The 24,078-nt window shown below is 69.7% G+C and carries 18 protein-coding genes and 1 tRNA gene; 11 read left to right on the top strand and 8 right to left on the bottom strand.

Annotated features, from left to right (window positions below; translation table 11 throughout):
* The first annotated feature begins 40 nt into the window (after positions 1-40).
* Positions 41-1,570: an MFS transporter gene (locus tag OG927_RS13970; protein ID WP_330321319.1), complete on the top strand. Its 1,530-nt coding sequence runs from the start codon at positions 41-43 to the stop codon at positions 1,568-1,570.
* A gap of 1,032 nt (positions 1,571-2,602) precedes the next feature.
* On the opposite strand, the gene OG927_RS13965 is transcribed toward OG927_RS13970, so the two are convergent.
* Complete coding sequence (locus OG927_RS13965; protein WP_330320245.1) at positions 2,603-3,838, bottom strand: SMI1/KNR4 family protein; 1,236 nt, start codon at positions 3,836-3,838, stop codon at positions 2,603-2,605.
* 705 nt (positions 3,839-4,543) lie between these two features.
* Positions 4,544-4,616, bottom strand: a tRNA-Arg gene (locus OG927_RS13960).
* Between the two features lie 160 nt (positions 4,617-4,776).
* Here OG927_RS13960 and OG927_RS13955 point away from each other — a divergent pair.
* From OG927_RS13955 to OG927_RS13945, 3 genes are all read left to right on the top strand, one after another.
* Positions 4,777-5,403, top strand: a complete 627-nt coding sequence (locus OG927_RS13955; protein ID WP_124282745.1) for an RNA polymerase sigma factor — start codon at positions 4,777-4,779, stop codon at positions 5,401-5,403.
* A complete protein-coding gene (locus OG927_RS13950) occupies positions 5,400-6,536 on the top strand; it encodes a CU044_5270 family protein (protein WP_330320244.1) in 1,137 nt (378 codons plus the stop codon). The genes OG927_RS13955 and OG927_RS13950 overlap by 4 nt, the downstream gene beginning before the upstream one ends.
* A gap of 85 nt (positions 6,537-6,621) precedes the next feature.
* Complete coding sequence (locus OG927_RS13945) at positions 6,622-8,358, top strand: class I adenylate-forming enzyme family protein (protein ID WP_408058129.1); 1,737 nt, start codon at positions 6,622-6,624, stop codon at positions 8,356-8,358.
* A gap of 30 nt (positions 8,359-8,388) precedes the next feature.
* Here OG927_RS13945 and OG927_RS13940 read toward each other — a convergent pair whose 3' ends face one another.
* Positions 8,389-9,666, bottom strand: coding sequence for a M6 family metalloprotease domain-containing protein (locus OG927_RS13940; RefSeq protein WP_056799356.1), 1,278 nt, complete (start codon positions 9,664-9,666; stop codon positions 8,389-8,391).
* Positions 9,667-9,926: 260 nt separating this feature from the next.
* Between OG927_RS13940 and OG927_RS13935 the strand changes: the two genes are divergently transcribed.
* The gene (locus OG927_RS13935; RefSeq protein ID WP_330320242.1) at positions 9,927-10,589 is read left to right on the top strand and encodes a TetR/AcrR family transcriptional regulator; all 663 of its coding nucleotides are present in this window, start codon (positions 9,927-9,929) and stop codon (positions 10,587-10,589) included.
* Between the two features lie 203 nt (positions 10,590-10,792).
* A complete protein-coding gene (locus OG927_RS13930; protein ID WP_056799352.1) occupies positions 10,793-12,325 on the top strand; it encodes an MFS transporter in 1,533 nt (510 codons plus the stop codon).
* Positions 12,326-12,432: 107 nt separating this feature from the next.
* Here OG927_RS13930 and OG927_RS13925 read toward each other — a convergent pair whose 3' ends face one another.
* Entirely contained in the window at positions 12,433-12,945 is a 513-nt protein-coding gene (locus tag OG927_RS13925; protein WP_199862730.1) for a MarR family winged helix-turn-helix transcriptional regulator, read from the bottom strand.
* A 166-nt stretch (positions 12,946-13,111) separates the two neighbouring features.
* Between OG927_RS13925 and OG927_RS13920 the strand changes: the two genes are divergently transcribed.
* On the top strand, positions 13,112-13,888 hold the full coding sequence (locus OG927_RS13920; protein WP_056799350.1) for a dioxygenase family protein: 777 nt from the start codon (positions 13,112-13,114) through the stop codon (positions 13,886-13,888).
* Here the strand turns inward: OG927_RS13920 and OG927_RS13915 are convergent.
* A complete protein-coding gene (locus OG927_RS13915; RefSeq protein WP_056799348.1) occupies positions 13,836-14,417 on the bottom strand; it encodes a GNAT family N-acetyltransferase in 582 nt (193 codons plus the stop codon). The genes OG927_RS13920 and OG927_RS13915 overlap by 53 nt on opposite strands.
* A gap of 147 nt (positions 14,418-14,564) precedes the next feature.
* On the opposite strand from OG927_RS13915, the gene OG927_RS13910 reads away from it, so the two are divergent.
* Positions 14,565-15,566: a sigma-70 family RNA polymerase sigma factor gene (locus OG927_RS13910; RefSeq protein ID WP_056799346.1), complete on the top strand. Its 1,002-nt coding sequence runs from the start codon at positions 14,565-14,567 to the stop codon at positions 15,564-15,566.
* 107 nt (positions 15,567-15,673) lie between these two features.
* Here the strand turns inward: OG927_RS13910 and OG927_RS13905 are convergent, their stop codons facing one another.
* Positions 15,674-16,666 (bottom strand): helix-turn-helix transcriptional regulator, encoded by a 993-nt coding sequence (locus OG927_RS13905; RefSeq protein WP_330320241.1) that lies wholly within the window; start codon positions 16,664-16,666, stop codon positions 15,674-15,676.
* 62 nt (positions 16,667-16,728) lie between these two features.
* Here OG927_RS13905 and OG927_RS13900 point away from each other — a divergent pair, with 62 nt between their 5' ends.
* Positions 16,729-18,294: an MFS transporter gene (locus OG927_RS13900; RefSeq protein WP_124282063.1), complete on the top strand. Its 1,566-nt coding sequence runs from the start codon at positions 16,729-16,731 to the stop codon at positions 18,292-18,294.
* Between the two features lie 90 nt (positions 18,295-18,384).
* Here OG927_RS13900 and OG927_RS13895 read toward each other — a convergent pair whose 3' ends face one another.
* Positions 18,385-19,131 (bottom strand): DUF6227 family protein, encoded by a 747-nt coding sequence (locus OG927_RS13895; protein ID WP_056799338.1) that lies wholly within the window; start codon positions 19,129-19,131, stop codon positions 18,385-18,387.
* A gap of 122 nt (positions 19,132-19,253) precedes the next feature.
* Positions 19,254-20,309 (bottom strand): P1 family peptidase, encoded by a 1,056-nt coding sequence (locus tag OG927_RS13890; RefSeq protein ID WP_330320240.1) that lies wholly within the window; start codon positions 20,307-20,309, stop codon positions 19,254-19,256.
* A 286-nt stretch (positions 20,310-20,595) separates the two neighbouring features.
* Here OG927_RS13890 and OG927_RS13885 point away from each other — a divergent pair, with 286 nt between their 5' ends.
* Both OG927_RS13885 and OG927_RS13880 read left to right on the top strand, forming a co-directional pair.
* Positions 20,596-21,753, top strand: a complete 1,158-nt coding sequence (locus tag OG927_RS13885) for an MFS transporter (protein ID WP_330320239.1) — start codon at positions 20,596-20,598, stop codon at positions 21,751-21,753.
* Positions 21,750-24,074, top strand: coding sequence for a molybdopterin oxidoreductase family protein (locus OG927_RS13880; RefSeq protein WP_330320238.1), 2,325 nt, complete (start codon positions 21,750-21,752; stop codon positions 24,072-24,074). Before OG927_RS13885 ends, OG927_RS13880 begins: the two co-directional genes overlap by 4 nt.
* Positions 24,075-24,078 lie beyond the last annotated feature (4 nt).

The raw sequence follows: 24,078 nt of genomic DNA, 5'->3' as shown, positions 1-24,078 counted from the left end.
CTCAGGGCGCGCGGCCTCCCAGCCACTGGCGCTCGCCGCCATGATGTTCGCGGTGTCGATGACCTTCATCGACCAGACGATCGTGGCGATCGCGGCCCCCTCCGTCATCTCCGAACTCGGCCTCTCCTCCTCGGGCATGCAGTGGGTGATCAACGCCTATCTGCTGGCCCTGGCAGCGTTCTTCGCCCTTGGTGGACGCCTCGCAGACCTGTGGGGGCCACGCCGCGTCGTCGTGGCGGGCTCCCTCGTGTTCGTGGTCTCGTCGGTGCTGTGCGGTTGTGTTCCCACCGGGGACTACGCCCTGGCCTGGCTCATCGTCTTCCGGTCCGTACAGGGGCTGGGTGCCGCGCTGCTCTTCCCCGCCGCGCTCGCCGTGGTCGTTGCAGTGTTCCCGATCGAGCGACGGGGACGCGCCCTCGCCCTGTTCTTCGGCGTCACAGGTGCCCTCACCGCTGTGGGGCCGCTGCTCGGCGGCTGGCTGACCGCGTGGACCTGGCGCGCGATCTTCTGGGTCAACGTCCCCGTGGCGATCGTGGCGCTGATCCTCATCGTGCTCGCCCGGATCTCCGACCGCCGCCGGGACGAACCGCTGGACATCGCGGGAGCGCTGCTGATCGCTGCCGGCATGGGCCTGAGCGTGCTGGGCTTCCAGCAGGCGGCGGCCTGGGGATGGAGCAGCGTGGCGACCTGGGCCTGCATCGTCGGCGGCCTCGCGATCCTGTACGTCTTCTGCCGCTACGAACTGCGCACCCGGCACCCACTGATCAACCTCGCGGTCTTCCGCGACCGAGCCTTCGCCGTGGACATGCTGGTGCTCTTCTTCGCCATGCTGGCGTTCGTTCCCCTGTTCTTCTTCGCCTCGGTCTACGCCCAGGTCTCGCTCAGCGCCTCGCCCAACCAGGCCGCCCTGTACCTGCTGTACTTCTTCGTGGGGTTCGCCATCGCCTCCCAGTGGGGCGGCCGGATCCTCGACAAGCAGGGCGCGCGCCCTGCGTTGAGGATCGGCTGCGTGGTCGGAGCCGTCGGCTTCGCCCTGTGGGCCGGCAAGCTGACCGACCTGTCCATGCACGACCAGTGGCCCTATGCCGCGCTCGCCGGAGCCGGTATCGGCTTCATCCTCGCCCCCGCCTCGACGGACGCGGTCAACCGTGCGATCGGTGCCTCCTACGGCGAAGTCACCGGCATCACCCAGACCGTCCGCAACTACGCGGCGAGCGTGGGCCTGGCCGTTTTCGGCACCGTGCTGACGCACACCATGACCGACAACGTCGAGGACACCCTCCGGGCGCGCCAGGTGCCGTCGGGCGTGGAACACTCCGTGGCCCGGGAGGTGGCGGAGGCGGTCACGGGCAACGCGGACGCCCGCACCCCCAGCGGTGACAGCCCTGCCGCGACAGCCATGCGGGACGCGATGTCCGACATTCGCATGGACTTCGCCGAGGCCAACCAGTGGGTGTTCTACGGCATGGCCATCGCGCTCGCCATCGGATACCTCTGCGCCCTGCGCCACCCGGGCCACCGCGGACCATCCACCGCCGACGAGAAGCCGCCCGACTCCGGACACCGGTGAGTGGGACATCCGTCCGGCGGACGTGAGCGACCTGCGGACGCCCCGGGCCGCGTCTGTGCGGAATCTGCCTGGGTCCCGATCCTCAGGACACCCACGGGCCTCCGAGACCGTCCGGGGGCTCGAGACGGCCCGTAGCGGGCGGTGGTCTACGGCAGCAACTCGGCTGCAGGGAAGCTTTGTCGACCGTGGTCGGCCTCGGCCTCGGCGTCCGGCACGGCTGTGACGCGAACCCTGTGGCAGGAACCTCAGCCGCATGCCGGTTCAAGGCCGTCGACTGACGCTGCCCGCCGAGCACCCCCGCCCTGACTCCGCACCGCTGCCGCACCACAAGTGCTCCAACAAGTGGGATACAGCGGGGATGACGAAAGCCAGCTACGACAGTGTGTGCGCCGACCGAGCGGGCCCCGTATGTCCCTGCACCCCCACCGGTTCAGCCAACTACTGGTGACTTGGCAGAGCAAGCCGCGGCGGCGGTCCCGTAACGACAGTGCATCTGCCCCCCCCCAGCCCTGGAAGCAGCCGGGAGCGACGGGCTTCACGAGCCGCAGGCCGGCCGTCTCCGCAGTGCCGCCCGTCCGTCCTGGCGGCCGTCAGCCTGCTGGCGGAAGCACTGGACGCACTGCGCTAGACTTGATCTTGAGCTGGTCGCCCACAACTCGGGCCGATCGGTGTTGCGTCGGTCGTCCAAGGAAAGATGCCCCGCTTCCTGCGGGGAGATGCAGGTGCAAGGCCTGCCCGGCGCTCTTCTGCGAGACCCCATCCCGCCCCGGCGGGATGGGGTCTCCTGCATGTCGGGGGTGCACCAGAGCTCGCTGCCGCGCTGACATGACGCTGCGAGCTTCGACATCACCCATGCCGGAACGCCTGTTGAGATTCCGCGCGTGCTCCCCGTCATTCAGCGCTGTGCCCGGTTTGACTCCGGCGGAGGGCAATGTCCCCATGTGGTGATCTGGATCGTGTCATGGGTGTCGCCTCGCGAAGCGCGAGGTTGAAGCTCTCCCGCCGTCAGCCAGGCCGCTGCCGCCCGCGCACCTAGCCCCGCGGCGTGGTGACGACGAGGCGGGCCCGGGGTGCGGTGATCACCTCACGGAAGGCCGGGTCGGTGAGGAGTACGACCGGGGCTATACGGTGCGGCGACTCGGAGTGCCAGTGGGGCAGAGCGGCCTCGATGATGCTCCAGGCGTCGTCGGTGGCACCGGACAGGGCGATCGTCCGGGCCGCGTCCAGGGCTTCCTGGAAGACGGGGGATTCGGGAAGCGTCGGCGGGGTGGATGCGGCGGCATACGGGATCCAGTCCGTGACGGGCCTGCCCTCGCACCTGTGGAGCTCAGGCACGAGCACCGACGAGAAGTCCCTCCCCGGTCCGCACCCCTCCATCGTGCGAAGCAGATACAGCGGCACGGCCTCCGCACGTACCTGTTCGAGGCCGACCGCCTCGATGACATGCGGGCGCCCGAGGATGCCGTTGCGGACATGGTGATGCGCGTGGGTCAGGTCGAGGAAGGCGCCCAGCATGACCGCCAGGTAGGCACCAGCCCCCGACCCCTTGACGGCGGCCTGCTCGAAGGTGGCCGCCGCCCTCTCGGCCTCGCCCCGCAGGGCCTGTGCGCGGCCCTCGGCCACTAGCTGCTCGGCGCCCTCCGGATTGACGGCGCTGCCTTCATAGCCCTTGAGTTCCTGGAACGAGTCGCGCTCCGCCGCGACCAATTCGGCGAAGGACCCGTACCGGTCGCTCAGACCCGGTTGCCAACTCGACCAGGTGTACGCAGCCCACTCCCCGTCCCGCGACACGTCCCCGGAATCCAGCAGCCAGCACTGGGCGTCGCCCTCGTCCGCTATGAGCAGGACGGGGGCCCTGGTGCGCGTGCTCGCGTCGTCCGGCTCATCGTCATAGGTGTCCATGTACATGTCGGCGTCATCGTCGTCGAGCCAGTCGAGGTCGCCGGTCGTACGCATCTCATACATGAACGGGCCGAGGTGCGACCAGCCGTCGGAGGCGCCCAGGAACGAGCGATAGCTGGGCGGGAGCCGGGTACCGAGCCGGTCCTCCAGACCCGCGATCCGCTGCTCGTCCGCGCCCTCGTAGCCCAGCCATCCGGTGGCCCGCTGCTCGTCGCTGACGTTGAACAACTCGCCCTCGGCCGAAACCCGCAGAACGTCGGCACCGTACTCAGTCAGGTAGGAGCGCCACTGTTCGACGGTCCTGAGCCGCTCCGCCGCCGGCCCGGTTTCCGGGTCGGCAGCTGAGTCCTCGAAGATTGATCGCACAGCACTCCTGACGTTCTGATGTCCCGATGCCCGTATGGCCGTTGAACGCGGGGGGCCTTGAATCTGTTCAACACACTCGACCCAAGACTCCGGCATCTTTCATGCTAGAGACGCCCACTGACATCCCGGCCGTGACCGTCGGCCCACCGGCACCGAACAGCGCAGGTCGCCGTCGGTCAGCCCGGTGAGGTGGCACGTCCTCGATCCGGTGGCGAAGACCGCGCAGCCGTTCTCTCTCAGCAGGAACCGGGCGGTTCCGTACACGAAGTTCACGCGGTCCGCCGCTTCGCCGAGGGGGACCCTCATCTCCGCGGTGGTGTGGGCGGGAGGAGACCGCGAGCCGGAAGACCGCCGAGTCCGTCCTCCAGCGTATGGTGACCGGCCCGTGGAGCACGTCGAAGCAGCCCTGCGTCTCCGTCGCGCCACGACCTGGACGGGGCTCGTGCGGCGATCTTCCGGCACGATCTCGTGACGACGAGCAGGACCCTGCCACCGCCCCCAAGTCAGAGGCGCTCATCTCTTCTCCTTGACCAACCTTTGAACGGGCTGGTTCATGAAAGCGTGATGATCGCTGTCCTGCTGGGGGCGATGATCCGCAAGCAGCAGGGAGACGCCTAGGCGTAGTGGCACGCGCGTGGCACAGACGTGATCACGCGAAAGGGCCAGTTCGAGAGGATCAAGCCTCCGAACTGGCCCTTTGTGCTGTGCCCCCGGCAGGATTCGAACCTGCGACACCCGCTTTAGGAGAGCGGTGCTCTATCCCCTGAGCTACGAAGGCCAGTGCAAACGACAGCGTACCGGATCTGGGTGGCCGGAAGCCTGGGAGATGCGGGTGCGGCTCGGGTGGATGGTGGGCAGGCCCACCGGGTGATCCATGTGTGACGTGGATCACGGCAACTGTTCCGGGTGGGCGGACAAGTCAGGAAGTGAACTACTCGATGCACGCCCGCATCCGCGCAGGGGACCCGGAGGCCTTCCGGGAGTTGTTCCGCGACCACGCCCAGCTCGTCTACCGGCACGCGGTGCGGACGACGGGGGACTGGGCCGCTGCCGAGGACATCGTGTCGTTGACCTTCCTGGAGGCCTGGCGGTTACGCGAGAAGCTGCGGGACGAAGGGGACAGTCCGCGGCCTTGGCTGATGGGGATCGCGGTCAACGTGCTGCGTAACACCGGCCGTGCGGTCCGGCGGCACGAGCGGGCGCTGGCCCGGATGCCGCTGCGGGACGTGCTGCCCGACTTCGCCGACGAACTGGTCGGACGGATCACCGACTCCGAGGAACTGGCTGCGGCGAAGACCGCGATGGCGCAGTTGCGCAAGGGGGAGCGCGAGGTGTTCGCGCTGTGCGTGTGGTCCGGCCTGGGCTACGCCGAGGCCGCCGAGGCGCTCGGGGTGCCCGTCGGCACGGTGCGGTCCCGGCTGTCGCGGGCGAGGACCCGGCTGCGGAAGCTGACGGACGGGGAGCTGCGGCGCCGCCGGAAGAAGACGGAACCAGTCTGGGCGGGCGGACAAGTACAGGGTGGCCGCGTCGATGCGGCCCGGTCGAACGAGGAGAGAACCCGATGAATCGCACCCCTTGGCAGCGGCGCCGAGAGCCGCTCGACCATGCGGAGCTGGTGGGGCTTCTGCCGCCGCCCGGCGATCCGACGCTGCCCCGCGACCGTCTGACCTCTCTCGAGGAGCACCTGATGAACGAGATCCAGCAGGCGCAGTCGCGGAATGCCGCGAAGCCTCAGTCGCAGCCCGTGATCATGTTTCCGGCCCTGCCTCCCGAGCGGCCGCGCCGCGCCGGACGTCGGCTCGCGCTGATCGGTTCGGCTGTCGCGGTCGCCGTGCTGGCCGGGGTGGTCGGAGTCGTGCAGTTCACGGGACAGGGCGCCGCTGACGTCGCCGGTCCGCCGGAGGGGGCCGTGCCCGCATCGGTCGTGCACGTGGTGCAGGGCACGAAGGAAGGGCTGAGCAGCACGGTCGACCGGATCTCCGGGGCTGCGGAGCGGGAGAAGCTGCCCGCACCCCGGCCGGGCCAGTTCCTCTACATCAGGAGTCAGGTCTCTTGGCTCGAGACCTCGGAGAACGCCGATACAGGTGAGAGCAGGACCTATGTGCAGAAGCTGCACCCCCGCCAGGTGTGGTTGTCACCGGACGGCCGCAGGGGCTGGTTGATCGAGCCGGGCAACGGCACCACGTCCCAGGACGGGCTGACGCTGGACGACAACCGCCAGGAGTCGGCGGGGCCGGGTGTCGGTGCGCCCAGTCACGACTACCTCAAGACGCTGACCACGGATCCGGACGAGCTGCTGAAGAAGATCTACGAGGAGACGGAGGGGCAGGGCAATGGCCCCGACCAGCAGGCCTTCACCACGATCGGTGACCTGGTGAGGGAGCAGGTGATGCCGGCGGAGCTGGCATCCGCCCTGTACCGGGCCGCTGCGAAAATTCCGGGCGTCGTGGTGGTCGACGACTCGGTCGATGCCGTGGGCCGGCACGGCATCGCCATAGCCCGGACCGACGAGACCTCCGGCGACCGCACCGAGTGGATCTTCGACCCGAAGACCTTCAGTTATCTGGGGGAGCGCACGGTGCAGATGCGCGACGCGGAAGGGATCAAAGCCGGCACGGTGATCGGGCACACAGCCATCACGGAGCGAGCGGTCGTCGACTCGATGAAGGAGATCCCGGGGGACAGGAGCGAGGCCTGACCTGGCGGACAGCGGATTCTTGACGGGGGCGGGGTGCGGGCATAGCGTCGCCGAGTTGTTGAGACAGCGCTTGGAGAGGTCGCTCGTGCCGCCCACCGACCCCACGCCCGCCCCGTCCTTCGGCCCCGTCGGTGATCAGGCCGTCGCTCGTGCTCGAAGCGATGAGACGCTGACTGCCCCGGGTGCACCGTTCGCCGTGGTGCGAAGCGATCGCGGTCCGCTCATCTACGCCAACGGTCCGCGTACGCTCCACGAGTTCGTGGAGACCACCTGGGCCTTCGGGGACCAGCCGTTCCTGATCGCCGGTGAGCGGACCTGTACGTACGCGGAGTTCTTCGCCGCAGCGTCTGCGCTGGCTCGGCGTTTCACCGATACGTACGGGCTTCGCTCCGGTGATCGGGCCGTGATCGCCATGCGTAACCACCCCGAGTGGCAGATCGCCTTCTGGGCGGCTCAGCTCGCCGGCCTCGTCGCCGTCCCGCTCAACGCGTGGTGGACGGAGAAGGAGTTCGGCCACGCTCTCGCCGACTGCGAGCCGGCGGTGCTGCTGGTCGACGGGGAGCAACTGCCGAAGATGGCCGCCTGGGGAGAGAGGGCCGGGGCACGGTTCGTCGTTTTCCACGACGACGGTGCCGGGCTTCCGGGCAGGGCCGAGAGATACGCGGACCTTCCCGAGCCCGACCCGATGGCCGCGCCTCCCGCCGTGGAGATCCGGCCGGAGGACGACGCCACGATCCTCTACACCTCAGGCACCACCAGGCGGCCCAAAGGGGCCGTCGCCACGCATCTCGCGCAGGCGGGTGCGGCCCTCAACCCGCGCTATCAGGCGGCGGCGTCCGCGCTGGGCCGTGGGGTGATCCCGGGGCAGGGGCCGCCGCACGTGACCTTGTTGACGTTCCCCTTCTTCCATGTCGCGGCGTTCACCGGCCTCTACGCGGCGATGGCGGCGGGCGGGGCCCTCGTCCTGATGCGGAAGTGGGACGCCGACGAGGCGTTGCGGCTGATCCGTGCGCACCGGATCACGCACTACGCCGGTGTCCCGGCCACCGCTCTCCAACTGCTCGCCGCGGCGCACCGTGCGGGCGACGGACTGGAGAGTCTGCAGATGCTGAGCACCGGTGGGGCGCCGGCCCCGCCGGACCTGGTCGCCCAGCTCACCGCAGAACACGGGGAGCGGATCGAGCCCCGCAACGGCTATGGGCTGACCGAGACCTGCGGAGGGGTGCTGGCCAACTTCGGTGCCGCCTACCGGGCGTACCCGGAGAGTGTCGGTACCCCGACGCCCGTCACCGAGGTCCGGATCGCGGGCCCGTCAGGAGAGGAGCTTCCCGATGGCGGGGTCGGCGAGCTGTGGCTGCGCGGTCAGTCGCTGATCCGGGGCTACTGGCGCGACGAGGCGGCGACGGAAGAGGCGTTCAGCGGCGGTTGGTTCCGTACGGGCGATCTGGCCCTCGTGCGCGCCGGGCGGGTCACCGTCGTCGACCGGATCAAGGACATGGTGATCAGGGGCGGCGAGAACGTGTACTGCGTCGAGGTCGAGGCGGCGCTGCACGATCACCCCGACGTGGAGGACGTGGCGGTGCTCGGTGTTCCCCATCCGGTGCTGGGCGAGGAGGTCGCCGCGGTGGTCCGGCTGCGCGCCGGCGCCGTGGTGCCCGTGGAGGAGCTGCGGGCTCGAGTGGGGCTGACCCTCGCCGCGTTCAAGGTCCCGGCCCTCGTGCTGGTGACCCAGGAGCCGCTGCCCCGGAACGCGACGGGGAAGATCCTCAAGCGGGAGCTGCGCGGACAGGTCCAGGAGCGGGCTCGGAGAGGTCAGGGGTGAGCGTGCCGGCGGTGACGGCTGAGCGTGCCGTCAGGGCCGGGTGATCCGCACCCGGTAGTGTCCGTCGGCGTCCTTCGCGAGCACGGATATGCGTATCCCTTGGGGCCGGTCGGTGAAGGTCTCGCCGGGTTCGAACGGGGCGTCGGAGAGTTCGGCGTGGACGTTGGGCCGCCGGGTGCAGCCTCCGCTGTCCTCGGTGCTGTCCGCGACGGAGACCGGCCCCTGGCCGGTGTCTACGTCGGAGCTCACCTTGTAGATGAGGACGCCGGGCCTGCAGACCGCCTCGTCGTTGCCCGCCGGGGTCCTCACCTCCACCGCGTAGCCGGACTGGGAGCTGAGGGGTACGAAGGCCAGTTTCGTACCGCCCTCCGAGGCCAGCGGCTCGAGTACGTGCTCGGTGGTGCCGGGCATGGCGGCGCAGCGGATCTGGCTGTTGTCGAGCCAGCCGAGCTTCCACTTGTGCCAGGCCAGGAGGTCGTTGTTGGCACCCCAGTCCTCGGACATGATGTCCCAGTGGCCCACGGAGCCGCCGCCCTCCATGGTGTAGAGGTCGGGCAGGCCGAAGACATGGCCGTTCTCATGGGGGAGGACCCGGTAGCCGGTCTCCGAGTACGAGCCGGAGCCGTCGTCCTGGCGGCTGTAGACGAAGGACGTGTTGGCCAGCGGCACCCCGTCGGCGAACGGGGCGTCGTCGTTGCCGGAAAAGGTCACCGACAGGACGGTGTCCAGTGCGGAGGGGCCCGCGTTCGGAGTCACCAGCACGTTGACCAGGTCGTACGCGGCGAAATCGACCTTCGCGTCAGTGATGGCCACGAGGTCCTTGACGAGTTTGCGGTAGCCCGGTTCGTACGGTGAGCCGCGTTCTATGCCGTACTCCGCGAACGGCAGCGGCATCCGCAGCCAGTCCTCCAGGGGCGCTTCTGGCACATAGGTGAGCCGTCCGTAGGAGCTGGTGCGGAACCAGTCGGAGGTCTGCGGGAAGAATTCCGCGAGCCGGTCCGCCGCCGGTTCCGTCGCCTGCGCGTCCGGGAAGTCGATCATGAGATTGAGGGCCTTGATCTGCCCGGTGGAGCGTGCGTACCCCGGTGGTGTCGGCATGCCCTCCGACATCTGTACGCCCATGCTTGCGGGGATCCGGCACGGGCCGAGGCCGGTTCCCCGGGGTGCGGCCACCGGTCCGGCGGTGGCGCGGCCGGCGGCGGGAAGTGTGGAGCTGGCCGACGCCATGGTGGCGATGACCAGGGCCGTCGCCCCGGCGAGTGCGAGGGGGCGGCGGTATCTGCGTATCCGGTGGCGGGGCTGCTGCATAGGCTTCGCCTTCGGGGTCCGCGGCAGCCGGCCGGCCCTGACTGCGCTCTGGCGATCAGCCTGTGCCGGGCCCTGGAGGTCCGCCCGCTGGGTGAGCCGATGGAGGGGTCCTCGCCCGCTTTTGATGTGACTCAGGTCACAATCCGTCTGGAAATAACCGGGGATCCTTTCCCCGTTTGCACGTGTGTCCCCGCGAAACGGGGAGCTGGTCCCCGGTTGGTCCGGGGATCGTCCAGACGTCGAAGGGAAGGGCCGCAGTCGTGGAGACCGTCGCCACAACCGCCTCCTGCGCCACGCAGCGCCCTACGCCCCGTCCGCGGGCCGACGCCCTGCGCAACCGGGAGCGGATCGTGACGGCCGCGCGTGAGATGTTCGTCGAGTTCGGCCCCGACGTGCCGCTCGACGAGGTCGCCCGCCGTGCCGGAGTCGGCAACGCCACGCTCTACCGCAACTTCCCCGACCGTGCCGCGCTGACCCACGAGGTCGTCCTCGCGGTCACCTGCCGCACCACGGAGCGCGCGCAGGAGGCTGTGGCCGCGGAGTCCGACCCGTTCGCCGCACTCAGCCGTTTCGTGCACGCGGCGGCCGACGAACGGATCGGTGCCCTGTGCCCGATGTTGTCCGGCGGCTTCGACAAGAGTCACCCCGAACTGCTTGCCGAGCTCCGTCGCCTCGAAGAGACCGTCGAAGGGCTCATGGAGCGCGCCATGTCCGCAGGGCGGCTGCGTACCGACATCGCCGTCGGTGACGTGCTCGTCGCCCTCTCCCAGCTCACCCGGCCGCTGCCCGGCATCGCCTGCCTGGACATCGACCGGTTCACCCACCGCCATCTGCAGCTCTTCCTGGACGGCCTGGAAGCTCCGGCCCACTCCGAACTGCCCGGATCGGCGGCGACCATGGAGGACCTGCGCCGCGGGGACTGACGCCCGCGCAGCACCAGAGACCCAATAGACCACGGGCCCGAGCGGCCGACAGAAACCACATGAAGCAGGTCGGGCCCGGCCAGCGGGCCCGACCGCAGATCCGGCACACCCTTTTCCGGCGACGTCCGCGGATCCGTCCGCGGGCCTGCCCCGCCGTTCCCACGACTCCTCGCGTCCAGACGCGTCCTTAGGTGGCTACTCCCATGTCAAAAACAGCCGACGTCCGGCTTCCGGATCCCAGTCGCTGGAAAGCGCTGGCGTTCATCGCTCTCGCCCAGCTGATGGTCGTGCTCGACGCGACCATCGTGAACATCGCACTGCCCTCCGCCCAGACGGACCTCGGCATCTCCGAGGGGAACAAGCAGTGGGTCATCACCGCGTACGCGCTCGCGTTCGGAGGGCTCCTGCTCTTCGGTGGACGCATCGCCGACCTCTGGGGCCGTAAGCGCACCTTCGTGGTCGGCCTGATCGGCTTCGCCGCGGCTTCCGCCATCGGTGGCGCCGCTCAGGGCGAAGCGATGATGTTCGGCTCCCGTGCCCTGCAGGGTGCCTTCGGCGCACTGCTCGCACCGGCAGCCCTGTCGCTGCTCGCGGTGATGTTCACCGACGCCAAGGAGCGCGCCAAGGCCTTCGGTATCTACGGGGCCATCGCCGGTGGCGGTGGCGCGGTCGGCCTGATCCTGGGCGGCTTCCTCACCGAGTACCTGAACTGGCGCTGGACGTTCTTCGTCAACATCCCGTTCGCGATCGTCGCCGCCGCCGGTGCCTACTTCGTCATCCGTGAGCCGGCCGGTGGCCGCAACCGCTCGCCGCTCGACATCCCCGGTGTCGTCCTGTCCACACTGGGCCTGGTCGCGCTGGTGTACGGCTTCACCCGCGCCGAGTCGGCCGGCTGGTCCGACTCGCTGACCATAGGCATGTTCGTCGCGGCAGCCGTGCTGCTCCTGGCCTTCGTCGTCACCGAGGCGCGCGTCAAGTCGCCCCTGCTGCCGCTGCGTGTCCTGACCGAGCGCAATCGCGGAGGGGTCTACCTCTCCCTGGGTCTCGCCATCATCGCGATGTTCGGGCTCTTCCTCTTCCTGACCTACTACCTCCAGGTCGCGAAGGGATACTCGCCGGTCAAGACCGGCTTCGCGTTCCTCCCGATGATCGCGGGCATGATCGTCGGCTCCACGCAGATCGGCACCCGGCTGATGACCCGGGTCCCGCCGCGGCTGCTGATGGGCCCCGGGTTCCTCGTGGCCGCGATCGGCATGCTGCTGCTGACCCAGCTGGAGGTCGACACCTCGTACGCGGGCGTCATCCTGCCGGGCCAGCTGCTGCTCGGCCTGGGCATGGGGACGGCGTTCATGCCCGCCATGTCGCTGGCCACGCACGGCATCGAGCCGCGTGACGCCGGTGTGGCCTCCGCGATGGTGAACACCTCGCAGCAGGTCGGCGGCGCCATCGGTACGGCGCTGCTCAACACCATCGCCGCCGGTGCCACCACCGCGTACATCGCGGACCACGCCGCAGGTGCCACCGACCCGAAGCTCCTGCAGATGCAGGCCATGGTCAGTGGTTTCGCCAGCGCGATCTGGTGGGCGGTGGGCATCCTCGTCGCCGCCTCGGCGATCGCGACGGTGCTGATCAACACCGGGCGGCCAGGAGCCGGAGCGCCCGGTTCGGCCGATGGTTCCGGGGAGCGTGCGGACGGCGTCGAGGACGAGTTCAAGATCCCGGTCATCGCGCACTGAGGCATGACGGCCGGGACGGCGTGAGGAGTGGTGCCGCGGGTGGTGCGGCACCTGCACCCGCCCCCTGCTGAAGCCCTCCGCGGCCCGTAGATCTGCCCTGGCTCCGCTCAGCGGAGCCAGGGCAGATCCGCGTCCACACCCTCCGGCTGCAGCCCGGTGGCGATGACCTGCATGATCTCGCCGAGGCTCGCCACCTGGTCGGGGGTGAGCCGGGCGAACATCGCATGGCGCACCGCGTCCACGTGTCCCGGAGCGGACCGGGCGAGCATCTCGAAGCCCTCGTCCGTGAGGACCGCGTTCTGACCACGCTTGTCGGAGGGGCACTCCTCGCGCCGGACCCAGCCGTTCTTCTCCAGCCGGGCGACGGCGTGCGAGAGCCGGGAGCGGGTGATCTTCGCGTCCTTGGCCAGCTCGGTCATCCGCATGCGGCGCCGCGGCGCCTGGGAGAGGTGGACGAGAAGCCCGTAGTAGATGTGCGGCATGCCGGCATCGCGCTGCAACTGGCGGTCGAGGTGATCCTCCATGAGCGTGGTGGCGTGGAGGTACGCACGCCACACGCTCTGCTCTTCGTCGGTGAGCCATAGGGGCCCGCCGGTGGATGTCGTGGTCATGTACTTCACTGTACGACCTTTTCTTGAATATTGAACTAGATAGAGCTAAGGTCTCTGGAGATAGGAACTTGAAGATTCAAAGAGATCTGCCGAATCCCCGGTTCTCGATCCCGGCACCCGTTTCCCGGTGCCTGTAGAGAACACATACCGCGATCGGCGGAGGAATGGGAGTGTCATGACTGTCACCGCGGAGCGCATGCCGGCCCTCTACCTCTCCCACGGCGCGCCGCCGCTCGCCGACGACCCCGTCTGGCCCGGTGAGCTGGCCGCCTGGTCTGCCGGACTCCCGCGGCCCAAGGCGATCCTGATGGTCTCCGCGCACTGGGAGGAGGCGCCGCTCGCGCTCGGTGCCATCGAAACCGTGCCGCTCGTCTACGACTTCTGGGGCTTCCCCGAGCACTACTACCAGGTGCGGTACGCGGCCCCGGGCGCCCCGAAGCTCGCGGAGGACGTGCGCAAGCTCCTGCGCGCCGCGGGCGCCCCGGTCCAGGACATCCCCGACCGGGGTCTCGATCACGGGGCTTACGTGCCGCTCGTGGAGATGTTCCCGGACGCGGACATCCCCGTACTGCAGATCTCCCTCCCGACGCTGGACCCCCGGAAGCTGATGGACATCGGGCGCAAGCTCGCTCCGCTGCGCGACGAGGGCGTGCTCATCGTCGGAAGCGGCTTCTTCACGCACAACCTGGCCGCCCTGCGGCACGCCGGTACACCCGGCTGGTCGGCGGAGTTCGACGACTGGGGGCACCGGGCGCTCCAGGCACAGGACGTCGACGCGCTGCTGGACTTCGAACACAAGTCGCCTGCGGGGAAGCTCGCCCACCCCCGTACCGAGCACTTCGCCCCGCTCTTCGTGACGATGGGTGCCGCGGAGAGCGAGCTGGATCAGGGGCGCAGTGTCATCGAGGGGTTCTGGATGGGTCTGGCGAAGCGCTCGGTCCAGTTCGGCTGAGCATCGGCTTCTCGTACCAGGACACGTCCCAGTACCGGCCGAACTTCCTGCCCACCTCGGTGTACGTGCCCACGTGGCGGAAGCCGAAGGCGCCGTGCAGTCGGACCGACGGTTCGTTGGGCTGGGCGATCGCCGCGTAGGCGCGGTGGATGTCCTCGCCTGCCAGGGCCTCGAACAGGGCCTTGTAGAGGAGGGTGCCGACTCCGCGACCGGTGGTGCCGGGCGCGCAGTAGGCGCTCACCTCGACCGAGGTGCTGTACGCCGCCTTGGGCCGGTACGGGCTGCTGGTGGCATAACCGAGGACCTCCGGCGCGTTACGCGAAGGACTGATGTGCGAGGCAACCAGCAGCCGGAACGGGCCGTCTTCGGGGTGTGAGCGCAACCACGGCAGACGTTCGGCCGGTGTGAAGGCGGTCGTGTCGAATGTGAGTGCGGTCTCGCGGACGTAATGGTTGTAGATGGCCGTTACGGCCTCGAGATCAGCCTCGGATCCGGGCCTGACCTGCACTTCTGTGGGTATGCGGGACATCAGTCCTCCTGATGGGCCGGACAGGGTACTGCATGATCTCGAAAGTGAATGGTCGCCGTGGGAATTCTGTCCGGATTCCAGTCGTTGTTTCCATCGGATGCAGGGCACCCGAAAGGGTGTCGCGACCTACTCAGTAAGGGAGCTCGCATGGCAACCCGTGCCGTCGCCCGTCGTTCGTCCGCCAGCTCCGGCGGGACCGACCGGGCAAGCAGTGTTCGCGCCGTGGGCGGGGAGATCGCCGATCGCGACCTGGTCGGCATGTACCTGGACGAGATCGCCCGCACACCGCTGCTCGACGCCGCCAAGGAGGTCGAGCTCTCGCAGACGATCGAGGCGGGCGTCTTCGCCCAGCAGATCCTCGACGGCGGAGTGGAGAGCGAGGCCGGCGGAGCGGAGCGCCAGGAGCTGGAGGCGCTGGTCGCCGAGGGCGAGCGTGCCAAAGACGTGTTCATCCGGTCCAACCTCAGGCTCGTCGTAGCCGTGGCCCGGCGTTACCCGAGGGCCGGGCTGCCTCTGCTCGACCTGATCCAGGAGGGCAACGCCGGCCTGGTGCGCGCGGTCGAGAAGTTCGACTACGCCAAGGGCTTCAAGTTCTCCACGTACGCGACGTGGTGGATCCGCCAGGCCATCACCAGGTCGATAGCCGACCAGTCCCGCACCATCCGGCTCCCCGTCCACCTCGTGGAGGAGCTCGGCCGGATCCGCAGGGTGCAGCGTGAGTTCAACCGCGAGAACGGGCGGGACCCGGAGCATGCGGAGATCGCGGCCGAGCTGGACTCGAACACCGAGCGCGTGGGCAACGTCCTGGACTGGGCCCGTGACCCGGTCAGCCTCAACATGTCCGTCGACGACGACGGGGACACCCAGTTCGGTGACCTCCTGGAGGACACCTCCGCGGTGTCGCCCGAGCAGTCCGTGATGACGCTGCTGCGCAGCGAGGAGCTCGAGGACCTGATCGGGAAGCTCGACAACAGGACCGCCTCCATCATCCGTATGCGCTACGGGATCGAGGACGGCCGTGAGCGGACCCTCACCGAGGTGGGCAAGCAGCACGGTCTGACCCGGGAGCGGATCCGCCAGATCGAGAAGCACGCATTGCTCGAATTGAAGCGAATGGCTCACGACACGGGCTTTGACGCTGCGGCGTGAGCCAATAACCCGTAATCTCCACATAAGCCGGTTCGCACCGGCGACGACCGGTCTCGTACCGGTTCCCTGAGCTGAGTCCCGGCGCCCACCCCCCCCGGCGCCGGGGCTCATTCATTTCCGCTGCGCCCGGGCCGGGCGGACGAGGCGCGGGTCAGACGGGCACCCAGGTCCGCCAGGTACTCGACCAGCCGTGGCGGCCCGTGGGCCTCGAACTCGCAGTCCACCAGAGCCAGCCGCAGCGCCACCCACTCCAGCGAGTCCGACGAGACCGTGCGCAGCCGGCAGCTGTCCGTGCCGGTCGGTTCCACCGCGCCGAGCATCGCGGGCAGCCGTGCCGTCACGAAGTCGGCCGGCGCCCGGAAGCTCACGTCGATCCGGAGTTCCGGCTGCATCCGGGACATCGACCGGGCGATGAACTCCGCCGCGTCCCCGCCCTCGGTGGGCAGCTCGCGGGGGGTGAAGCGGGCGCCGGTGGCGAACGGCTCGTTCACCCGGTCCACCCGGAAGGTGCGCCAGTCCTCACGGTCCATGTCGTACGCGACCAGGTACCAGCGGCTGCCCGTGCTCACCAGCCGGTACGGCTCGACCTGGCGTTTCGACGCGGTGCCGTCCCCCGCGCGGTAGCCGAAGCGCAGCCGCTCCCGCCCGGTGGCCGCCGAGGCGATCACCGTGAGGGTCCGCGGATCGATGGTCGAACCGTCGCCGCGGGTGAGCGGCACCGTCGCTCTCTGCAGGGAGGAGACCCGGTGCCGCAGCCGGGACGGAAGCACCTGCTCCAGCTTGGCCAGCGCCCGCACCGAGGCCTCGTCGACCCCCTCGATGGCATGCCCGGCCCCGGCCCTCAGCCCCACCGCGATGGCCACCGCCTCCTCGTCGTCCAGCAGGAGGGGCGGCATGGCACTGCCCGCCACCAGACGGTAGCCACCGACGGAGCCGCGGGACGCCTCGACCGGGTAGCCGAGGTCGCGGAGCCGGTCGATGTCGCGGCGGATGGTGCGCGGACTGACGTCGAGCCGCTCGGCCAGTTCGCTGCCCGGCCATTCGCGCGGGGTCTGGAGGAGCGACAGCAGATTCAGCAGTCGTGCCGGGGTATCCGTCATGGCGCCCAGAATGCCGGTTCAACAGGACACGATCTGACCTAATGGACCACTAACTTCTTCGTATGACTTCTTCCGAATCTCCGCCGTCCACGGCGGCCGACCGCACGGCGCCCACGGGGCTCGACGCCCCGCAGGACCGTGCCGACCGGCGCCGCTGGTTCGCGCTCGCGATCGTGATGACCGCGGCCTTCATGGACCTGGTCGATGTCACGATCGTCAATATCGCCATCCCGAGCATCACCCGCGACACCGGTGCCTCGTTCTCGGAGATCCAGTGGATCACCGCCGGGTACGCCCTGGCCTTCGCGGCCGGTCTGATCACGGGCGGCCGGCTCGGTGACATCTACGGCCGCAAGCGCATCTTCCTCATCGGGATCGGCGGCTTCACGATCGCCTCCGCCCTCTGCGGCTTCGCCGGGAACCCGGAGATGCTGGTCGCCTCACGCATCCTGCAGGGCGGCATGGCCGCGCTGATGGTGCCCCAGGTGCTGTCGATCGTGCACGCCACCTTCCCGGCACACGAGCGCGGCAAGGTCTTCGGGCTCTTCGGCGCCATCGTCGGACTCGGCGCGGTGTCCGGGCCGCTGCTCGGCGCGCTGCTCACCGAGTGGAACCTCTTCGGCCTGGAGTGGCGGCCGATCTTCCTGATCAACCTGCCGGTCGGTATCGCCGGACTGATCCTGGGGAGGAAGTTCATCAGTGAGTCCAAGGCACCGAAGGCCCTGCGCCTCGACCTGGCCGGTGTGTTCCTGGTGACGCTGGGTCTGCTCATGCTGATCTACCCGCTGACCCGAGGGCGTGAGCTGGGCTGGCCGCTGTGGGGGTACGTGTCGATGGCCTCCAGCCTCCTGGTGTTCGCGGTGCTGGTCGCGTACGAACGCCGGAAGGCGAGCAGGGACGGCTCCCCGCTCATCGAGCTGTCGCTGTTCCGGGTGAAGAGCTTCGCCGCGGGCATCGCCGTGCAGCTGACCTTCGGTATCGTCCTCGGCATCTTCTTCCTCGTCTGGACGCTCTACATGCAGACGGGGCTCGGCTGGAGCGCGCTGCGGGCGGGCACGACGGGGATTCCGTTCTCCATCGCCGTGTCGGTGGCCGCCGGGATCTCCGTGCAGAAGCTGGTGCCCCGCTTCGGGCGCAAGGTCCTCCAGGCGGGCGCACTGCTGATGATCACCGGGCTGCTGGTCTACATCGCCGAGGCCGGGCACTACGGCCTGGGCATCACGTCCTGGCAGATGATCGCGCCCCTGGTGATCATGGGGGCGGGCATGGGCCTGATCGTGGCCCCGCTGACGGACGCGGTGCTCTCCGGAGTACCCAAGGAGCACTCCGGATCTGCGTCCGGGCTGATCAACACCGTGCAGCAGATGGGCACGGCGCTGGGACTCGGGCTCGTCGCGGTCGTCTTCTTCGGCTCCATCGGTGACGACCTGTCACCGCAGGAGATGGGCCCGGCCTTCGTGGACGCGTTCCAGCAGTCGCTGTGGTGGGTGGCCGGGGTGCTCACGGTGATCTTCTTCGTGATGTTCGCACTGCCGGCCAAGCCGCAGGTGCACCTGGAGGGCGGCGGCGACGAGACGGCCGCGGTGCCGGACCCGGGGATCGGCAAGGAGCCCGCGCTGTCACGCTGAGCGCGCGCCTGCACGCCGCGTCCCTGGTGACACCCGCCCGTCCGCCCCGCCCGGGGCGGACGGGCGAGCCATGTCCGGCGGCCGCGCCGATCAGCAGATCCTGGTGCGGTTCTCCATGGCGCGGCGTGCGGTGTCCTCGTCCCCGTACACCTCGCACATGTGGCGGCCGTCGGGCGTCGCCGTGTGCTCGACCTCCCACAGGCTGGTCTCGCTGCCGTCCAGGAGCAGGAAGGCGTGCTCGTAGAGCGTGAATCCGGCGTCCCGGCCGTCGACGCGGAACTGGCGGCCGAAGATCTGCGTGATGTGGTGGGCGAAGGCCGCCCGGAGCAGCCCGGCCGTGTCGGCGCCCGGCCGGTCGGTGTTCTCCGCGCGGCGCAGGACCCGGCGGGCGTGGTCCGCCGAATTGTCCGGGGCGTACACGCGGGGGGCCGGGACCGGAGGGACCGCCATCAGGAGCGTGAGGACGTCCAGGTCCCCCCGCAGACCCTCGTCGCCGAAGGCCGGGGTGTCCCAGAAGGTGCCCGCGAGACGTGCGGCGGCGATCTGCGCCTCGCCCTCGTCGTCGTACAGCTCGTGGCGGCGGGGGACCGAGGGGTCCCGGCCGCCGCCGTGCACCAGCTCCCACAGGGTGAGCGCGGTGCCGTCGGTGAGTAGATACGTGTGCCGGTAGGTCTCACGGTGCAGAACGGCACTGTGATGGGACGAATGCAGGGCACTGCTGTGCGCCAGGGCCGTCCCGAGCCGGTCGACCGTGGTGTCGGACAGGTCGAAGGAGTTGAGGGCGCATCGCAGGAGTCGCTCGAGGTGCTGCTCGGTTGTCTCGTACGGATCGCTCAAGGTGCTGTCTCCAGGCCGTTGCCGCGTGTTACCCGATGCGTGCATAACGTAGTCCCTGGGTCTGACATCGTGACCGGGGTTAGCAAAAAACGTACCTCGCACGCAGAAAGTTCCCGGCCTCGTCACGGAGTGCCGTAGAGGTCGCCGTACGAGGGGAAGGCGCCCCCGGGGCCGTCGACCCCCCGGGCGGCCCGGACGGCCTTCACGATGGCGCGGGCCAGGACATCCGCGCCTGCTGCCAGGATGTCGTTCAGCTCGGCCACGGGTTCCGGCGGCAACGGCCGGCAGCCGGTCGCCAGGGTGAAGACGGTGTCCCCGTCGGACATCAGATGGACCGGACGGACGGCGCGCGCCAGCCCGTCGTGCGCCGTACCCGCGAGCTTCTGCGCCTGGGCGCGGGTGAGGGCCGCGTCCGTGGCGACGACCCCGAGCGTCGTGTTGAAGGGCCGGCCGCCCTTCGCGTCCCGCATCCCGGCCAGCCGCAGGGCGGCGGCCTCGTGAACCTCGGGAGCGGGGTGTACGGGCGGCTCCCCCGCGCCGTACTCCCCGTACAGCACCCCGGTCCGCGGATCGATCACGGATCCTGCCGCGTTCACCGCGGCCAGCGCCGCGACCGTGGTCCCGGAGGGAAGTCGCACACTCGCCGTGCCGATTCCACCCTTGACCTGTCCGGCGACCGCACCCGTGCCCGCCCCCACCGTGCCCTCGGCGACGGGCGCCCCCGCCGCCGTGGAGGCGGCCGCCTCCACGGCGGCCCGGCCGGTCGAGGCGTCGGGGCGGGCCCGCCAGTCGCCGCCGCGGCCCAGATCGAAGAGGCAGGCGGCCGGTACGACCGGCACCACCTGGGAGGGGTCGGGGCCGACCGGGACCCCGCGCCCCTGCTCCTCCAGCCAGGCCATCACACCGGACGCGGCGTCCAGCCCGTACGCGCTGCCACCGGTGAGCACGACGGCGTCCACCCGCTGCACCAGGTTGCGCGGATCGAGTGCGTCCGTCTCCCTCGTGCCGGGTCCGCCCCCGCGGACGTCCACGGCGGCTACCGCACCGCCCACGGGTGCGAGGACGACGGTGGTCCCGCTCAGCGCGCCCTCGCCGGGCACCCGGGCGTGGCCGACCCGGATCCCGTCCACGTCGGTCAGCGCGTCCAGCGGTCCCGAAGGGCGCGGGTCCTCGGTCATGGCCAACTCCTCGTGGGTGTGCGGTGATGCGGTGCCCCGCGAAGGTACCGCTGCCCGGGCGGGCGGGCGTGTCCTGTTTCCCGGCGGGGCGGGCGAGGGCGGGGAGGCCCGGTGTGTCCGAAGTTCCGCGGCCCGCCCGTCCCCGTGCCCGCCCGTGCCCGCCCGTCCCCGTGCCCGCCCGTTGTATCGCCCTGCGGCACCCGGCTGCGGGCCACCTGGGCGACGCGCTCACCCCACCGGTGCCCATAACGGGACCAAGCACTCCTTACGACCCTACGGTGGCCGGGTGACCGAGCCACCAGAAGCGCCAGCGGCCGAGCAACCCGATCCCGGCGCCTCCGCCGGTCCCACCGGCGAGGCCGGCGGCCGGAAGCGAGGCCCGGGCTCCGGCGTCGCGGCGCGGGCCGCCGCGGCCGTTCCGCGCTCCGTCACCGGCCGGGCGACCCTGGCCGGTGTCATCGTCTCCGCGCTGCTGATCCTGGCGATCGTGTTCGGCAGCCGCCTGCTGCGCAACTTCGACTCGGCCCTCCTCCCGTACGCCGTGGCCACCGTCTTCCTGGCCTTCGGAGTCGCCTACCGCTACACGGTCTGGATCTCCGCCCCCGGAGCCCGGCGGCTCTTCGTCCAGGGCCGGCGCAGCCTGTTCTCCGCCGAGAACTTCCGCAGGGCTCCGACCGCCCTGCCGAAGATGGCCGCCACCTACCTGGGCTTCCAGAAGTTCCTCGGTGCCCGGTCGCACGCACGCTGGGCCGCACACCAACTGATCTTCTGGGGCTGCATCCTCGCGTCCCTGATCACGTTCCCACTGACCTGGGGCTGGTTCACCTTCACCTCGAGCACCGGCTCGGGGCCCGGCTACGAGATGCGCGTCTGGGGCTTCAAGATCCTCGGCTTCGACTCGCTGAACATCATCGGCTGGCTGATGTTCCACGGCCTGGACGTCGCGGCCGTGCTCGTCATCCCCGGTGCCTCGTACTTCCTCTGGCGCCGGATGAAGGACCGCGGCGCCATCACCGGCCAGCGCTTCGCGTATGACATGGTTCCGCTGCTCGCGCTGATCGTCATCTCCGTGACGGGTCTGCTGCTGACCTTCTCCTCGCTCTTCCTGCACGGCGGCGGCTACGAGTTCCTGGCCATCCTCCACATGGTGTCGGTGGTCTTCACCCTCATCTACATCCCGTTCGGGAAGTTCTTCCACATCGTGCAGCGCCCGGCCGCGGTCGGCATGCAGCTCTTCAAGTACACGGGGCGCCAGGACGACCAGGTCTTCGCGTGCCGCCGCTGCGAGGAACCCGTCGACACGGGTCCGTACGTCGAGAACCTGCGCGGCACCATGCGCGACCTCGACCTCGGCTTCGACGCATGGGCCGAGTACTGCCCGCGGTGCAAGCGGGTGCTGCGCGGCAGCGCCTATCTCTCCCAGGTCAAGAAGGGCTTCAAGTGACCGCGGATCCACGCGCAGCCGACCGCCGGGCGGCCGTCCCCCTCGACCCCTCCCTCGCACCCCCGGGAACCCGTGGATTCCGGGACGCCGGAGGGATCCCGGCGGACCGGTGGCACGCCGACCAGAACGGCGAGACGCTCGTCCCCACCCACTGCTGTTTCTGCGGCGTCCAGTGCGGGATGTATCTGCGGGTCGACAAGGGCGGCAAGGTCTTCGGAGTGGAGCCCCGCAACCACGACATCAACCGCATGCGGCTCTGCCCCAAGGGCATCAACGCCTACCAGCAGGTCAACCACCCCGACCGGCTCACCGCGCCCCTCATGCGCCGCTCCCGCGACGAGAAACTCCGCGAGGTCTCCTGGGACGAGGCGCTCGACTTCACCGTCTCCGAGATCAGGCGCATCCAGCAGGCATACGGGAACGACGCCTTCGGACTCCTCGGCGGTGCCAGCCTCTACTCCGAGAAGACCTATCTGGTCGGCAAATTCGCCCGCGTCGCGCTCAGGACCCGGCACGTCGACTACAACGGCCGTCTCTGCATGGTCAGCGCCGCGGGCGCCAACAAGCTCGCCTTCGGCATCGACCGGGCGGGTAACCCCTTCTCCGACATCCTGCTGACCGACTGCCTGCTGATCGCCGGCTCCAACGTCGGCGAGTGCTTTCCTGTGATGACCCAGTACGTCTGGGGCGCCCGGGACCGGGGCGCCAGCCTGATCGTGATCGACCCGCGCGAGACGGCGATCGCCCGCACCGCCGACATCCACGTCGCACTCAGGCCGGGCACCGACTCGGCCTTCTTCAACTCCGTGCTCAACGTGGTCATCGCCGAAGGCCTCACCGACGAGGCGTACCTCGCCGCCCACGCAACGGGCTGGGACGAGGTCCGGGCCAAGGCCGCCGAGTATCCGCCGTCCCGCACCGCCGACATCTGCGGTGTCCCGGCCGAGCAGATCGTCCAGGTCGCCCGTACGTTCGCACGCGCGCCCAAGGCCATGGCCTGGCACGCCCGGGGCATCGAGCACCACTCCCAGGGCGTCGAGAACTGCCTCACGGTGATCAACCTCTGCACCGCCACCGGCCACATCGGCAAACCGGGCGCCGGTTACGGCACCATCACCGGCCAGGGCAACGGCCAGGGCGGCCGCGAACACGGCCAGAAGTCCGACCTCCTCCCCGGCGGCCGCTCGATCCTCAACGAGGAGCACCGGCGTCAGATCTGCGAGATCTGGGGCATCGAGGAGTCGGAACTCCCGACCGCCGGCACGTCGATGATGGAAATGGTCTGGCAGATGCAGCGCCGTGAGATCCGCGGTCTGATCGGCATCTGCAACAACCCCTTCGTCTCGCTCCCCCACTACGCCGTGGTCAAGGACGGGTACGACACCGCCGAATTCCACGCCCAGTTCGACTTCTTCCTCTCCGAGACCGCCGCCAACGCGCACGTCGTCTTCCCCGTCACGGTGTGGGCCGAGGACGAGGGCGTGATGGCCAACGCCGAAGCCCGCGTGGTCAAGCACAACAAGGCGCAGGACCCGCCCCCCGGCGTACGGACCGACACCTGGGTGATCTGCGAACTCGCCCGCCGCCTCGGAGCGGGCGACAAGTTCGCGTTCGCCGACTCCCGCGCGGTCTTCGACGAACTGCGGGCCGCCTCCGCCGGGACCGTCAACGACTACTACGGCATCACCTACGAGCGCCTGGAGGAGACCGGCGGAATCGCCTGGCCGTGCCCCACCACCGACCACCCGGGCACCCCGCGCCTCTTCGAGGACGGGAAGACGTACCACCCCGACGGCAGGATCCACATGCAGGCCGTCGAATGGCATCCGCCGATGGACCCGTACGACGACGAGCACCCCATGTCGCTCACCACGGGACGCACCGTCGCCCACTTCCTGTCCGGGAACCAGACCCGTCGGTTGGGTGCCCTCGTCGAACAGACCCCGCGGCCCTGGGCCGAGGTGCATCCCTCCCACGGCTTCCGCAACGGCGAACCCGTACGCGTCGTCACCCGGCGCGGCAGTGCGGTCTTCCCCGCCCTCGTCACCGAGGCGATCCGCCCCGACACCGTGTTCGTGCCGTACCACTGGCCGGTCCCCACCGCTGCGAACGCCCTCACCATCGACGCCCTCGACCCCCGCTCCAAGATTCCCGAGTACAAGGTGTGCGCCTGCCGCATCGAGCACGCCGAGAAGATCGACGAGGTGCCCGCACCTCCCGTCGCACCCGGCCACGTGGCCTACCCCGAGACCCAGGTCTCGCGTACCGATCCGCTGCCCCCCTCGGCCCCGCAGGGCCGTGGCACCTCGGAGAGGAGCTGATGCC

The sequence above is a fragment of the Streptomyces clavifer genome (assembly GCF_036345975.1).
Lineage (GTDB): Bacteria > Actinomycetota > Actinomycetes > Streptomycetales > Streptomycetaceae > Streptomyces > Streptomyces clavifer.
The sequence above is the reverse complement of the archived record's forward strand: the minus strand, read 5'-3'. Positions and strand labels throughout refer to the sequence as shown.